We start from the raw sequence: 13,469 nt of genomic DNA on the forward strand, positions 1-13,469 counted from the left end.
GCCTGCCGCGGCAGCGAGGGAAAAAAAGGGGCGCGAGCGCCCCTTTTGTCATTTGCTGTCCCGCTGTTTACCCCTATAGGGCGAGAAGCGAGAAGATCGCCGGGCGCTTGTGCAGCGCGATCCGCTCCGGGCGCCAGTCCGACAGCGGCAGCGTGACGATGGTCTCGCCGGGCAGGGTCAGGTCCACCGCCACGGACAGCAGCGTGGTGCCGGCGCAGTGCTGGCGCATGGCCTCCAGCAGCGCGCCGTTGCGGTACGGCGTTTCGATGAAGACCTGGGTCTGGCTGGCCTTGCGCGAGCGCTGTTCCAGTTCGCGCAGCCGCTGCGCGCGCTCGTCGGCATCGACCGGCAGGTAGCCGTTGAAGGCAAAGCTCTGGCCGTTCAGGCCCGAGCCCATCACCGCCAGCAGGATCGAACTGGGACCCACCAGCGGCCGCACGCGGATGCCGCGCGCATGCGCCAGCCGCACCAGGTCGGCGCCCGGGTCGGCCACCGCCGGCACGCCGGCCTCTGACAGCAGGCCGCCGTCGCGGCCGGCCTGCAGCGGCGCCAGCAGCGCCGCCAGGGCGTCGGCGCGCGTATTGACATTCAGTTCCTGGATCTCGATCTGCTGGATCGGGCGCGCCAGCGGCGTTGTTTCGCCCAGCTTTTTCAGGAAGGCGCGCGCGGTCTTGGCGTTCTCGGCGACGAGGTAGTCCAGCCCGGCTGCGACCTGCTGCACGCCGGCCGGGATCACGTCGGCCAGCGGGTCGGCTTCGTCGCGCTTGCCGAGGGTATTGGGGATCAGGTACAGGGTGCCGCTCATCGTGGGTAGGTGCGGTGGGTGCAGATCATGCGGAAAGGAGAGGGTAGCCGGCCTGGCGCAGCATGCCGGTCAGCGCGATCAGCGGCAGGCCGACCAGCGCGGTGGGATCGTCGGACTCGACCCGCGCCAGCAGCGTGATGCCGAGTCCCTCGGACTTGGCGCTGCCGGCCACATCGTAGGGGCGCTCCAGCTGCAGATAGGTCTCGATTTCGGCGTCGCTGAGATCGCGCATCGTCACGCGGGTCTGCACGTCGGCCAGCTGCGCGCTCCCCGTGCGGGAATCCAGCAGGCACAGTGCCGAGTGAAAGGTCGCGGTGCGGCCACGCATGCGGCGCAGCTGGGCCACGGCGTTGTCATGCGTGCCAGGCTTGCCCATCTGGGCGCCGTCCAGCGTCAGCACCTGGTCGGAGCCGATCACCAGCGCGCCGGGGTGGCGCGCCGCGATGGCCTCGGCCTTGCGCTGCGACAGCCGCAGCGCCGTGGCCTCGGGCGCTTCGCCGGCCAGCGGGGTTTCGTCGATGTCCGGCACCGCGACTTCGAAGGGAATGCGCAGCCGCTCCAGCAGTTCGCGGCGGTAGGGAGAGCCGGAGCCGAGGATAAGCCGGGGGCGTGGGTCTGGAGACATAAGTAATAGAATCAGGGGCAGGAAGCCGTGTGGCTTCCGGAGCAAGGCCTTTGACCTCGGGTAGGTTTACACCGTATAATCGCGCGTTTAGCCGCATCCGCACCCGGGCGCAGTGCCGCCAATGTGCGCGGCCCGCAGTCCGTCAGGCAAGGAATGTGGCGAACCCGTCATTGATTTGCGACAGGAGCCACGCACATGACCCAGCCGATCGACCTGCGCGCGCTTGACCTCTTCGCCATGTGCCGAAAGGGTGAAAGCCTGGCCGGCGACGTGGCGGTGCGGGATTTGCCGCGCATCTTAGCCGAGACCGCCGCGCAAGCGCCAGCTTCGGCACCCGATGAGACCTTCGCCTATACGGCCACCGGCTTCGTGCGCGAGGAGGCGGCCGAGCCCGGCGCCCCGGTGGCGCAGCGGCTGTTCCTGGACGTGACGGTGCAGGGCCGGATGTGGCTGGATTGCCAGCGTTGCCTGGCGCCCTATGCCCAGCCGATCGATGCGGCGACGCGTTTCGAGGTGGTGGAAAGCGAAGAAGCGGCCGATGCCGCGCCGATGGACGACGACGAAGTCGACGTGATCGCCGGCTCGAAGCGGTTCTCGCTGCTGGAACTGATAGAAGATGAAGTGCTGCTGGCGTTGCCGGTGGCACCCAAGCATGACGTCTGCCCGACGGTGCACGAAAGCCTCGTGACCGGATCGGACGGCGAGGCCCAGCCTGAAGCTGAGCCAGAGGAAGAAAAGCGGCCTTCGCCCTTCGCGGCGCTGGCCGGCCTGAAGACCCGGCACTGAAGCCGCCAGCGCGCGGCCTGCAGGGTTTTGCAGGTGAATCTGAAGCATCCGGCCGGGCCCCGGCTACGCCTTGGGCGGGATGCGTGTGTTAATATTGAAAAATTCTCGAAGGAGTCATCATGGCTGTTCAACAGAACAAGAAGTCGCCGTCCAAGCGCGGCATGCACCGTTCGCACGACCACCTGTCGGCCGCGCCGCTGGCAGTCGAGCCGACCACCGGCGAAACCCACCTGCGCCACCACGTGAGCCCGAACGGCTACTACCGTGGTCGCAAGGTCATCAAGACCAAGAACGACTGATAGCTTCGCTAGGCGTGACGTTGCGTCTCGCTCGCGCATGCCTGTGGGTCGGACAATAATCGGTCAGACACAAAAAAGCGGCAAGATCGTTGCCGCTTTTTTGTTGGGCGCTCGGGATTCCCGCCGGGCGTGGCGTGCGCCGCCGCGCTATCCGTACCAGGAACAATGACGATCAAAATCGCTATCGACTGCATGGGCGGCGATCACGGAGTTTCCGTGACGGTGCCCGCGGCGATCAGTTTTCTTTCCCGCCACGACGATGCCGAGATGGTGCTGGTCGGCTTGCCCGACGCCATCCGGGCGCAGCTGAAGAAGCTGCACGCGCTGGACCATCCGCGCGTCAGCATCGTCGAGGCCACCGAGGTCATCACCATGGATGACCCGGTCGAGGTGGCACTGCGCAAGAAGCGCGACTCCTCGATGCGCGTTGCCGTCACCCAGGTCAAGGAAGGGCTGGCCGGGGCCTGCATCTCCGCCGGCAACACCGGGGCGCTGATGGCGGTATCGCGCTACGTGCTGAAGACGCTCGAAGGCATCGAGCGGCCGGCCATCGCCACCACCATCCCCAACGAGCAGGGCTGGGGCACCACGGTGCTGGACCTCGGCGCCAATGCCGACTGCGAGCCCGAGCACCTGCTGCAGTTCGCGCGCATGGCCGAGGCCATGGTGGCCGTCGTCGACCACAAGGAACACCCCACGGTGGGCCTGCTCAACATCGGCGAGGAAGTCATCAAGGGCAACGAGGTGGTCAAGCGCGCCGGCGAACTGCTGCGCGCCTCGGAGCTGAATTTCTACGGCAACGTGGAAGGCAACGACATCTTCAAGGGCACCACCGACATCGTGGTCTGCGACGGCTTCGTCGGCAATGTGGCGCTCAAGAGCACCGAGGGCCTGGCCAAGATGATCGGCAGCATGATCAAGGAAGAATTCACCCGCTCGTGGTTCACCAAGCTGCTGGCCGCGGTCGCCATGCCGGTGCTGTCGCGCCTGGCCAAGCGGCTCGACCCGGCGCGCTACAACGGCGCGTCGCTGCTGGGCCTGCGCGGGCTGGTGATCAAGAGTCACGGCTCGGCCGATGCCCATTCTTTTGAGTGGGCTATCAAACGCGGGTATGATGCCGCCAAGAATGGCGTGATCGCCCGCATTACCCGGGCTTTCGCCGATAAATCCAGCGCCGCGGGCGGTGCCCAGCCCGCCCCGGAGACAGAGGCGCCCGGCGCGCATCCCAGCCCCCACGTCGCCTGAGCGCCACGCGCGCCGGTCGAGGGTGCCCGCGGGCCATACGATCCGACAATACATGACCAAGTACGCAAAAATCATCGGTACCGGGAGCTACCTGCCTCCGCGGCGCGTGACCAACCATGACCTGGCCGCGCAGCTTGCCGAGAAGGGTATCGAGACCAGCGACGAGTGGATCGTCTCGCGCAGCGGCATCTCGGCGCGGCACTGGGCCGAACCCGATGTGACCAGCAGCACGCTGGCGGTCAAGGCCGCCGAGCAGGCCCTCGAGGCCGCCGGCATCGACCGCCAGGACATCGACCTGATCATCGTCGCCACCTCGACGCCGGACTTCGTGTTTCCCAGCACCGCCTGCATCGTGCAGGAAAAGCTGGGCATCACCAACCATTGCCCGGCCTTCGACCTGCAGGCGGTGTGCTCCGGCTTTGTCTACGCGCTGGCCACCGCCGACAAGTTCATCCGCAGCGGCTCGCACCGCAACGTGCTGGTGATCGGCACCGAAGTGTTCTCGCGCATCCTCGACTTCAACGACCGTACCACCTGCGTGCTGTTCGGCGACGGTGCCGGCGCGGTGGTGCTGTCGGCGTCCGACGAGCCGGGCATCCTGTCCAGCGCCATGCATTCGGACGGCAGCCATGTCGACATCCTGTGCGTGCCGGGCAACGTCGCCGGCGGCAACATCACCGGCAACCCGTTCCTGCACATGGATGGCCAGGCAGTGTTCAAGCTTGCCGTGAATGTGCTGGACAAGGTGGCGCGCGAAGCGATGGAAGCCGCCAGCGTGTCGCCTGACCAGGTCGACTGGCTGATTCCGCACCAGGCCAATATCCGCATCATGCAGGGCACGGCGAAGAAGCTGGGCCTGCCGGCCGAGCGCATGGTCGCGACCGTGCACGAGCACGGCAACACCTCGGCCGCCTCGATCCCGCTGGCGCTGGACGTCGCCGTGCGCGACGGCCGCATCCGCCCGGGACACACCGTGCTGATGGAAGGCGTGGGCGGCGGCTTCACCTGGGGCGCGGTGCTGCTGCGCATGTAATACGCGGCCGGTGCCGGGGCGTGCCGCGCAGGCACGACCTGCCCCGGCGCCGGCCCCCGATTTCTTGTTAGGGTTTCCATCCGATGAAATTCGCTTTCGTATTTCCCGGCCAGGGTTCGCAGTCGGTCGGCATGCTCAATGCCTTCGCTGACAACGCCGTGGTGCGCGCCACCGTGGAAGAAGCCTCGGCGGCGCTCGGCCAGGATCTCGGCCGCCTGATCGCCGAAGGCCCTGCCGAAGAACTGAACCTGACCACCAATACGCAGCCGGTGATGCTGACTGCCGCCGTGGCGATCTACCGCGCCTGGCTCGGTGCCGGTGGCCCGGCGCCGGCACTGGTGGCTGGCCACAGCCTGGGCGAGTACTCCGCGCTGGTAGCCGCCGGCGTGATTCCGTTTGCCGACGCCGTACCGCTGGTGCATTTCCGCGCGCAGGCCATGCAGGAAGCCGTGCCGGTGGGCGAGGGCGGCATGGCCGCGATCCTCGGCCTGTCGGATGACGACGTGCGCGCCGCGTGCGCCGAAGCGTCGGCCGCGGGCGTGGTCGAGGCCGTCAACTTCAACGCGCCGTCGCAGGTGGTGATCGCCGGCCACAAGGGCGCGGTCGAGAACGCCTGCGAAATCGCCAAGGCCAAGGGCGCCAAGCGCGCGCTGCCGCTGCCGGTGTCGGCGCCGTTCCACTCGTCGCTGCTCAAGCCGGCCTCGGACCGCCTGCGCGAGCGCATGGCCGGCCTGGCTTTTTCGGCGCCGTCGATCCCGCTGGTGAACAACGTCGACGTCGCCATCGTCAACGATCCGGAGTCGATCAAGGATGCGCTGGTGCGCCAGGCCGCCGCGCCGGTGCGCTGGGTCGAGTGCGTGCAGAAGATGGCCGCCGAAGGCATCACCCACGTGATCGAATGCGGTCCGGGCAAGGTGCTGGCCGGCATGACCAAGCGCATCGACGGCAACCTGAGCGGCGGCGCGATCTTCGATCCCGCCTCGCTGCAGGACACGCTGGCATTGCTGAAGTAAGCAACAGGACAACCGCATGACCAAACTACTCGACAACCAGGTTGCGCTGGTCACCGGCGCCTCGCGCGGCATCGGCCGCGCCATCGCGCTGGAACTGGCCCGGCAGGGCGCCACCGTGATCGGCACCGCGACCAGCGAAGCCGGCGCGGCCGGCATCACCGACTACCTCGGCGCCGAAGGCCTGAAGGGCAAGGGCGCCGTGCTCAACGTCAACGACGCCGCTGCCTGCGACGCGCTCATCGACGAGATCGTCAAGGGCCATGGCGGCATCGGCGTGCTGGTCAACAATGCCGGCATCACGCAGGACCAGCTGGCGATGCGCATGAAAGACGAGGACTGGCTGGCCGTGATCCAGACCAACCTGACTTCGGTGTTCCGGCTGTCGCGCGCGGTGCTGCGCCCGATGATGAAGGCGCGCCAGGGCCGCATCATCAACATCACCTCGGTGGTGGGCTCGGTCGGCAATCCCGGCCAGATGAACTACTCCGCGGCCAAGGCCGGCGTGGCTGGCATGACCCGTTCGCTTGCCGCCGAGATTGGCAGCCGCAACGTGACCGTCAACTGCGTCGCGCCGGGCTTTATCGATACCGACATGACCAAGGCGCTGTCCGAAGAGCAGCATGCTTCGCTCAAGACGCAGATCCCGCTGGGGCGCCTGGGGCAGCCCGAGGATATCGCCAATGCGGTCGCCTTCCTGGCCGGTCCGCAAGCCGCCTACATCACCGGCACCACGCTGCATGTGAACGGCGGGATGTACATGAATTAATGGTTTTCCGGCGCGGTTTTTCGGCCAAGAAGCCGGAAGAAGCCGCCGGAAGTCGTAGTTTTCCGAACCAATCGGGCGCGATTCTTGCAAAGCTTGGCAGGCAGCATTTCTGTTGTCCCAAACCTGCTAAAATGCGCCCACTTTTTGTCGAACTTCCCTGGAGGGTTACATGGACAATATCGAACAACGCGTCAAGAAAATCGTGGCAGAACAGCTTGGCGTGGCCGAGGCAGACATCAAGAACGAATCCTCGTTCGTGAACGATCTCGGTGCGGACTCGCTGGACACGGTTGAACTCGTGATGGCGTTGGAAGATGAATTCGGCATGGAAATTCCTGATGAGGAAGCCGAAAAGATCACGACCGTGCAACAGGCTATCGACTACGCCACCGCGCACGTCAAGGCCTAAGCCCGTCGTCTCTGCATTCCGAGCCACAGAAGGCAGGTGGGCGGGCCGTTGCGGCCGCGCCTTGCTGTTTTCTGTGGCTTTCGTCTGTTCGAAGAAGCAGAATGGAATGAGCCTCGCCGCGCGGCCTGGTAGGCCGGCGGCGGGCAACTCCGCGTTCCGTTCCCGTTTCACGCACCCGTAGGAAAACATAGTGAGCCGTCGTCGCGTCGTCGTCACTGGGCTTGGCCTTGTGTCTCCGGTCGGAAACACGGTTGCCGAAGGCTGGGCCAACCTGGTAGCCGGCAAGTCCGGCATCGCCACCATCACCAAATTCGATCACTCCGCGCTGTCCGTGCACTTCGCCGGCGAGGTAAAGGGTTTCAATGCCGAGGACTACATCCCGGCCAAGGAAGCCCGCAACATGGATACGTTTATCCATTTCGGCATCGCGGCCGGGACCCAGGCGCTTAAAGACAGCGGCCTGGAAGTGACCGAAGCCAATGCCGACCGCATCGGCGTGCTGGTCGGCTCGGGCATCGGCGGTCTGCCGATGATCGAAGATACCCATGCCGTGCTGAGCGAGCGCGGTCCGCGCCGGATTTCGCCGTTCTTCGTGCCGGGCTCGATCATCAACATGATCGCCGGCCACCTGTCGATCATCCACGGCATCAAGGGCCCGAACCTGGCAGCCGTGACGGCGTGCACCACCGGCCTGCACAGCATTGGCCTCGCCGCCCGCCTGATCCAGGCCGGCGATGCCGACGCCATGCTCGCGGGCGGTGCCGAATCGACCGTGTCGCCGCTGGGCATCGGCGGATTCGCCGCCGCGCGCGCGCTGTCGACGCGCAACGACGATCCGGCAGCGGCCTCGCGTCCGTGGGACAAGGACCGCGACGGCTTCGTGCTGGGCGAGGGCGCCGGCGTGATGATGCTGGAAGAGTACGAGTCGGCCAAGGCGCGCGGCGCGCGCATCTATGCCGAGCTGATCGGCTTCGGCATGAGCGGCGACGCTTACCACATGACCGCACCGAACATGGACGGCCCGCGCCGCTGCATGGTCAACGCGATCAAGGATGCCGGCATCAACACCGACCAGGTGCACTACCTGAACGCGCACGGCACCTCCACGCCGCTGGGCGACAAGAACGAGTCCGATGCAATCAAGGCGGCATTCGGCGACCAGGCCTACAAGATGGTGGTGAACTCGACCAAGTCGATGACCGGCCATCTGCTGGGCGGCGCCGGTGGCCTGGAATCGGTCTTCACCGTGCTGGCGCTGCACCACCAGGTCTCGCCCCCGACGATCAACCTCGACAACCAGGATCCCGAGTGCGACCTGGACTACGTGGCCAACACGGCGCGCGAGATGAAGATCGAGGTGGCGGTGAAGAACAACTTCGGTTTCGGCGGCACCAACGGCACGCTTGTTTTCCGCCGCGCCTGATCCGTGGTTGAGGCGGGCCCGCACCGGGCTGCGCCATGGCAGGGTCCACCCGCTGGGGTGGGCCCTGTTCGTGTTTTGTGCCGGCGAATTGCTGGCGCTCGCGCTGCTGGCGCGCGCGCTGGCCGACGCCCTCGCTGGCAGCCAGGCCGGATTCCCGTGGTGGCACCTCGCCGCGGGCGCGGGCCTCGCGCTGGCCGCCGTGACGACCCTGCGCGCGTGGCCGGCATGGTGGCGCGGCCTGCGCTGGACCTGTACGGCCGTGCAGGACGCCGACGCCGAAGGACCTCTGCGTATCTGGCTGGAGGCCCCAGGCGGTGCGCGGCGCGAGGCCATCGTGCGGCAGTGCTGGCAGATCGGCGGCGCCACAGTGGTGTGCCTTGCCCCCGGCGGCCGTGCCATGCCCGGCGTCATTCTTCTCCCCTGGCAGGCAGCCGGCCCCGAACTGGCGCGATGGCTGCGACGGTCCGCGCGAGTTGCACTGCGGGTGCAACCTGGTGCCGGGACAGGGAACGATTTTGTTAGCTTGCGGTCACAGGATGCGCGTTGCTTCACCGGGCGGGCTGAGAATCGTAGGTAAAATACAACGTTTGTCGTGACGACCAAACCAAGAGATACACTGCAGGTGAGCCATACGTGAGCGAACGCGAAGCCGATCAGCTCCTAGTTGAACGCGTCCAGCAGGGCGACAAGCGGGCCTTTGAACTTCTGGTGACCAAATACCATCGGAAGATCATTCGCCTGATCTCGCGCCTGGTCCGGGATCCCGCTGAAGTCGAGGATGTGGCGCAGGATGCCTTCATCAAGGCATACCGCGCCTTGCCCCAGTTCCGCGGGGAGTCGGCCTTCTACACGTGGCTGTACCGGATCGCCGTCAATACCGCCAAGAACTACCTGGCCACCCAGGGCCGCCGCCCGGAAGCGTCCAGCGATATCGATGCGGAAGAGGCTGAAACTTTTGCGGACGGTGAACAACTAAGGGATATCAATACGCCGGAGTCGATGCTCCACACGCGGCAAGTCGCCGAGACGGTGAACCGCGCGATGGAAGCACTTCCGGAAGAATTGCGGACCGCCATCACGCTGCGCGAGATCGAGGGCCTCAGCTACGAGGAAATCGCCGAAGCGATGGGATGCCCGATCGGCACGGTGCGCTCGCGGATCTTCCGTGCGCGCGAGGCGATTGCCGAACGATTGCGCCCGCTGCTGGGAACGGCAGAGGGCAAGCGGTGGTAAGTGGCGGTTCAGGTGGTAGAGAAGAATGTCGTGCGGCCAGCGTTGCAGCCTATTCCTGCATCGATAAGCGACAGCAGTAACGGGATTATCGGTGTTCAATGGAATGTCTTGGGGTGGGAAATGGGTCAGGCTCATAAGCAGTCGGTTCATGTAGTGGAAGCAGCGGAGCAGATCTCCGTATTGATGGATGGCGAACTGGCACCGCACGAAGTCGATGCCGTGCTGGATCTCGCCAAGAGCGAGGCCGGCCTTTCCGACTGGACCACATACCAGTTGATCGGCGACGCGCTGCGTTCCGAAGACCTGACGCAGGCTGGGTCGACCGCCGATTTCCTCTCGCGTTTCTCCGCGCGCCTGGAGGCCGAGCCGCACGTGCTGGTGCCGGCGGTGGCGCAGGCCGGCGCCCGCCATCGCCTGCTGGTCAGGCCGTCGTGGGTGCGCCGCGTGATGCCGGGCACCGCGATCGCCGCCGCCGTGGCCGCGGTGAGCTGGGTGGTGGTGCCGCAGATGCGCGGCCCGGCCACGGTCGGAACGCCTGACGCCGTGGTGGCCCGTGCCGAGCAGCCGGCCGCCGGCCAGGCCGCCGGCATCGTCACGGTCGCCGCGGACGCGCCGCAGATGATCCGCGACCCGCGCCTGGACGAATACCTGCGTGCGCATCGCACTTCAGTGGCAACGGATGCTTTCGTGCCGACCATGCGCACGGTTGCCAACGGTGCAAACTTCACTCAGGAAAATACGCAGGAATAATGCCGGACATGCATAAAGGAGGTTCGTCCGCCTATGTAGCGGGCGCGCAGAGAATTAGGGCCCTGCGTAGGTCCTTTTTTCTGGCCTTGTGTCTGAGCGCTGCAGCGGCCACCGCGCAGCCCGCGGACAATACGCTGAACCGACGCGACGCCACTGCCTGGCTCAACAAGATCCATAAAGCCGCACAGCGCGAGAACTATGTCGGCACGCTGATCTATCAGCGCGGCAGCGTCATGCACGCCTCGCGTATCCAGCATTACAGCGACCTCGTCCACAACGAATACGAGCGGCTGGAAACCCTCGACGGCAAGCCGCGCGAAGTGCTGCGGCAGAACGACGTGGTGCACAGCCTGATCCCTGAAGCCAAGCTGGTGGTGGTGGAAAAGCAGGAAGCCAAGGACCGCTTCCCGGCGCTGCTCGCCACCAACAAGAACGATGTGCTGGACCTGTACGACATGCGCAAGATGCCCGCCGAGCGCGTGGCCGGCATGGAGTGCGAGGTGTTTGCGCTGGAACCGCACGATGCCGCGCGCTATGCGGTGCGCCTGTGGGCGGAGAAGAACTCCGGCCTGCTGATGCGCGCGCAGACCATCGGCGACGGCGGCAAGGTGCTGGAGCAGGTATCGTTCTCGCAGGTGCAGATCGGCGTGCCGTCCGAGAAGCAGCGCATCCTTGGTGCGATCAAGAATTCCAGCAGCTGGAATCACTACGAGGTGACCTACCAGCCCACCAACATCGCCGACGAGGGTTGGACGATCGCGGTGCCGCTCAAGGGGTTCCAGAAGATTCGCGAGGTGCGCCGCCCGCTCGGCGAGTTGCGCGCTCCGGCTGCCGGCAATGCCCGCGGGCAGGTGTTCGAAGTGCTGCAAGTGGTCTACAGCGACGGGCTGACCGGCCTGTCGGTCTTCATTGAGCCGGTTTCCGAGCAACGTGCGCGCCGCGAAGGCGTGGCCGCGCTCGGCGCGACCCAGGTCGTGGTGCGCCGGGTTGCCGATTTCTGGATCACGGTGGTGGGCGAGGTGCCGGCGAGCACCGTGCGCCAGTTTGCGACGGCCGTAGAGTACCGTCCGCCCAAGACGGTACACTGAGCGTGAGCAGGTGCAGCCGGTGCCCGGATTTCGTCCGGAGCCGGCTCCATGAAACCTGCGCAGGGGTCCCCCGCCACGGGATCACATCCAGTCGGTTTTTCTTCTTTTCGCTGAATCCCGGGAGTTGTCGATGATGTTCAGATCTCCAGCCCTGGCGCGGACCGTGGTCATGGCTGCCATGATGCTGCTCGGCCCGACCGTTGCCGAAGTCAGCCACGCCCAGGCCGCTGCCTCCAGTTACAACCTGCCTGACTTCACCGACCTGGTGGAGAAGGCCAGCCCGGCCGTGGTCAATATCCGCACCACCGAACTGGTGCGCCAGCGCGGCGTGCCGGGCAACGACGACGAGATGGCCGAGTTCTTCCGCCGCTTCTTCGGCGTGCCGATGCCCGGCGCCCCCGCACCCGGCACCCCGCCGCGCCGCGGCCAGCCGCCGCAGCAGGAAGAGCAGAGCCGGGGCGTGGGCTCGGGCTTCATCATCAGCCAGGACGGCTATGTGATGACCAACGCGCACGTGGTCGCCGACGCCGAGACCATCTACGTGACGCTGCCGGACAAGCGCGAGTTCAAGGCCAAGCTGATCGGCTCCGACAAGCGCACTGACGTGGCGCTGCTCAAGGTCGAGGCCAGCGGGCTGCCGCGCCTGCCGCTGGGCGATTCCAACAAGGTCCGCGCCGGCGAGTGGGTGCTGGCGATCGGCTCGCCGTTCGGGCTGGACAACAGCGTGACCGCCGGCATCGTCTCGGCCAAGGGCCGCGACACCGGCGACTACCTGCCCTTCATCCAGACCGACGTGGCGGTCAATCCCGGCAACTCCGGCGGGCCGCTGATCAACCTGCGCGGCGAAGTGATCGGCATCAACTCGCAGATCTACAGCCGCAGCGGCGGCTACATGGGGATCTCGTTCGCGATTCCGATCGACGAGGCCATGCGCGTGTCGGAGCAGCTCAAGTCCTCCGGGCGCGTGACGCGCGGCCGCATTGCCGTGGCGATCGGCGACGTCACCAAGGAAGTCGCCGATTCGCTGGGCCTGGGCCGTGCGCGCGGCGCGCTGGTCGGCAGCGTCGAGCCGGGCGGTCCTGCCGAGAAGGCCGGCATCGAGGCGGGCGACATCATCCTGAAGTTCAACGGCCGCGATATCGAGCGGGCCTCGGACCTGCCGCGCATGGTCGGCGAGACCAAGCCCGGCACGCGCGTGCCGCTGCAGCTGTGGCGCAAGGGCGCGACCCGCGAGGTCAGCATCACCGTCACCGAGCTGGAGCCGGACGGCAAGGCCCGCGCCCGCAGCGGGGCGACGCCGAAGGACGACAGCGCGCCGCAGGCGGGCAAGCCCAACGCGCTCGGCCTGGTGGTCAGCGACCTGCCCGAGGCGCGCCTGAAAGAGCTCAAGCTCAAGTCCGGCGTCGAGGTCGAAGTGGCCGACGGCCCGGCGTTGCGTGCCGGCATCCGTCCGGGCGACATCATCCTGCGCCTGGGCGACACCGACGTGACCAACGCGCGCCAGTTCAACGAGCTGGTGCGCGGCCTGGACAAGAGCCGGATCGCCGCGGTGTTCGTGCGGCGCGGCGACGCCACCCAGGTGCTGACGCTGCGACCCGGCGCCGCCTCGGCGCGCTGATCCGCCATGGCTGGCACGCCCGCGCTGACGCTGTACGGCCGGGCGTACTGCCACCTTTGCGAAGACATGAAAGTCGCGCTGGAGACGCTCCGGCGCGATTTTTCTTTCATCCTTCATGAAGTCGATGTCGACGCCGATGCCGCGCTGGAGGCGCGCTTTGGCGAGCTGGTACCGGTGCTGATGCCCGGCACGCCGGCGGACTTGTCGGCAGACTCGTCGGCGAATGCCGCGCCCCTTTGTCACTATTTCCTCGACGAGGCGGCGACAAGGGTATGGCTTGCCGCACATGGCGCCGCGCGCACCGATCGCTGAACGCCGCCCGCATCCGCGCCACGCCACCATATGACGACCCGGAAGTCATTGAAAATCCGGTAAA

General features: G+C 66.6%; 16 protein-coding genes. 14 read left to right on the forward strand and 2 right to left on the reverse strand.

The window, feature by feature from the left end; translation table 11 throughout:
- Positions 1-73: 73 nt before the first annotated feature.
- Together FHX60_RS03870 and FHX60_RS03875 are read right to left on the reverse strand one after the other, a co-directional pair.
- Positions 74-805 (reverse strand): SAM-dependent methyltransferase, encoded by a 732-nt coding sequence (locus tag FHX60_RS03870; RefSeq protein ID WP_183282590.1) that lies wholly within the window; start codon positions 803-805, stop codon positions 74-76.
- A 25-nt stretch (positions 806-830) separates the two neighbouring features.
- The gene (locus FHX60_RS03875; protein ID WP_112773961.1) at positions 831-1,430 is read right to left on the reverse strand and encodes a Maf-like protein; all 600 of its coding nucleotides are present in this window, start codon (positions 1,428-1,430) and stop codon (positions 831-833) included.
- A 195-nt stretch (positions 1,431-1,625) separates the two neighbouring features.
- Between FHX60_RS03875 and FHX60_RS03880 the strand changes: the two genes are divergently transcribed.
- The 14 genes from FHX60_RS03880 (at position 1,626) to FHX60_RS03945 (ending at position 13,405) form a co-directional block, all read left to right on the forward strand.
- Positions 1,626-2,216, forward strand: a complete 591-nt coding sequence (locus FHX60_RS03880) for a DUF177 domain-containing protein (RefSeq protein WP_092309624.1) — start codon at positions 1,626-1,628, stop codon at positions 2,214-2,216.
- Positions 2,217-2,335: 119 nt separating this feature from the next.
- Entirely contained in the window at positions 2,336-2,515 is a 180-nt protein-coding gene (rpmF, locus tag FHX60_RS03885) for a 50S ribosomal protein L32 (protein WP_010814675.1), read from the forward strand.
- Positions 2,516-2,680: 165 nt separating this feature from the next.
- Complete coding sequence (gene plsX / locus FHX60_RS03890; protein ID WP_062800881.1) at positions 2,681-3,760, forward strand: phosphate acyltransferase PlsX; 1,080 nt, start codon at positions 2,681-2,683, stop codon at positions 3,758-3,760.
- Positions 3,761-3,812: 52 nt separating this feature from the next.
- Positions 3,813-4,793: a beta-ketoacyl-ACP synthase III gene (locus tag FHX60_RS03895; protein WP_112773964.1), complete on the forward strand. Its 981-nt coding sequence runs from the start codon at positions 3,813-3,815 to the stop codon at positions 4,791-4,793.
- Positions 4,794-4,876: 83 nt separating this feature from the next.
- A complete protein-coding gene (gene fabD, locus FHX60_RS03900; protein ID WP_183282591.1) occupies positions 4,877-5,806 on the forward strand; it encodes an ACP S-malonyltransferase in 930 nt (309 codons plus the stop codon).
- A 16-nt stretch (positions 5,807-5,822) separates the two neighbouring features.
- On the forward strand, positions 5,823-6,572 hold the full coding sequence (gene fabG, locus FHX60_RS03905; RefSeq protein ID WP_112773966.1) for a 3-oxoacyl-ACP reductase FabG: 750 nt from the start codon (positions 5,823-5,825) through the stop codon (positions 6,570-6,572).
- A gap of 169 nt (positions 6,573-6,741) precedes the next feature.
- Entirely contained in the window at positions 6,742-6,981 is a 240-nt protein-coding gene (acpP, locus tag FHX60_RS03910) for an acyl carrier protein (protein ID WP_008644813.1), read from the forward strand.
- A 190-nt stretch (positions 6,982-7,171) separates the two neighbouring features.
- Positions 7,172-8,404, forward strand: coding sequence for a beta-ketoacyl-ACP synthase II (fabF, locus tag FHX60_RS03915; RefSeq protein WP_183282592.1), 1,233 nt, complete (start codon positions 7,172-7,174; stop codon positions 8,402-8,404).
- On the forward strand, positions 8,385-8,981 hold the full coding sequence (locus FHX60_RS03920; protein ID WP_221209887.1) for a hypothetical protein: 597 nt from the start codon (positions 8,385-8,387) through the stop codon (positions 8,979-8,981). Before fabF ends, FHX60_RS03920 begins: the two co-directional genes overlap by 20 nt.
- A 56-nt stretch (positions 8,982-9,037) precedes the next feature.
- Positions 9,038-9,637: an RNA polymerase sigma factor RpoE gene (gene rpoE, locus FHX60_RS03925; RefSeq protein WP_012353313.1), complete on the forward strand. Its 600-nt coding sequence runs from the start codon at positions 9,038-9,040 to the stop codon at positions 9,635-9,637.
- Positions 9,638-9,757: 120 nt separating this feature from the next.
- Positions 9,758-10,387, forward strand: coding sequence for a sigma-E factor negative regulatory protein (locus FHX60_RS03930; protein WP_092309609.1), 630 nt, complete (start codon positions 9,758-9,760; stop codon positions 10,385-10,387).
- A gap of 8 nt (positions 10,388-10,395) precedes the next feature.
- Positions 10,396-11,475, forward strand: a complete 1,080-nt coding sequence (locus FHX60_RS03935) for a MucB/RseB family sigma factor regulatory protein (RefSeq protein WP_183282593.1) — start codon at positions 10,396-10,398, stop codon at positions 11,473-11,475.
- Between the two features lie 130 nt (positions 11,476-11,605).
- A complete protein-coding gene (locus FHX60_RS03940) occupies positions 11,606-13,093 on the forward strand; it encodes a DegQ family serine endoprotease (protein WP_112773968.1) in 1,488 nt (495 codons plus the stop codon).
- 6 nt (positions 13,094-13,099) lie between these two features.
- Positions 13,100-13,405, forward strand: coding sequence for a glutaredoxin family protein (locus FHX60_RS03945; RefSeq protein ID WP_092309603.1), 306 nt, complete (start codon positions 13,100-13,102; stop codon positions 13,403-13,405).
- The last annotated feature ends 64 nt before the right edge of the window (positions 13,406-13,469 follow it).

Origin of the sequence: Cupriavidus alkaliphilus (genome assembly GCF_014191175.1) — a bacterium.
Classification (GTDB): domain Bacteria; phylum Pseudomonadota; class Gammaproteobacteria; order Burkholderiales; family Burkholderiaceae; genus Cupriavidus; species Cupriavidus alkaliphilus.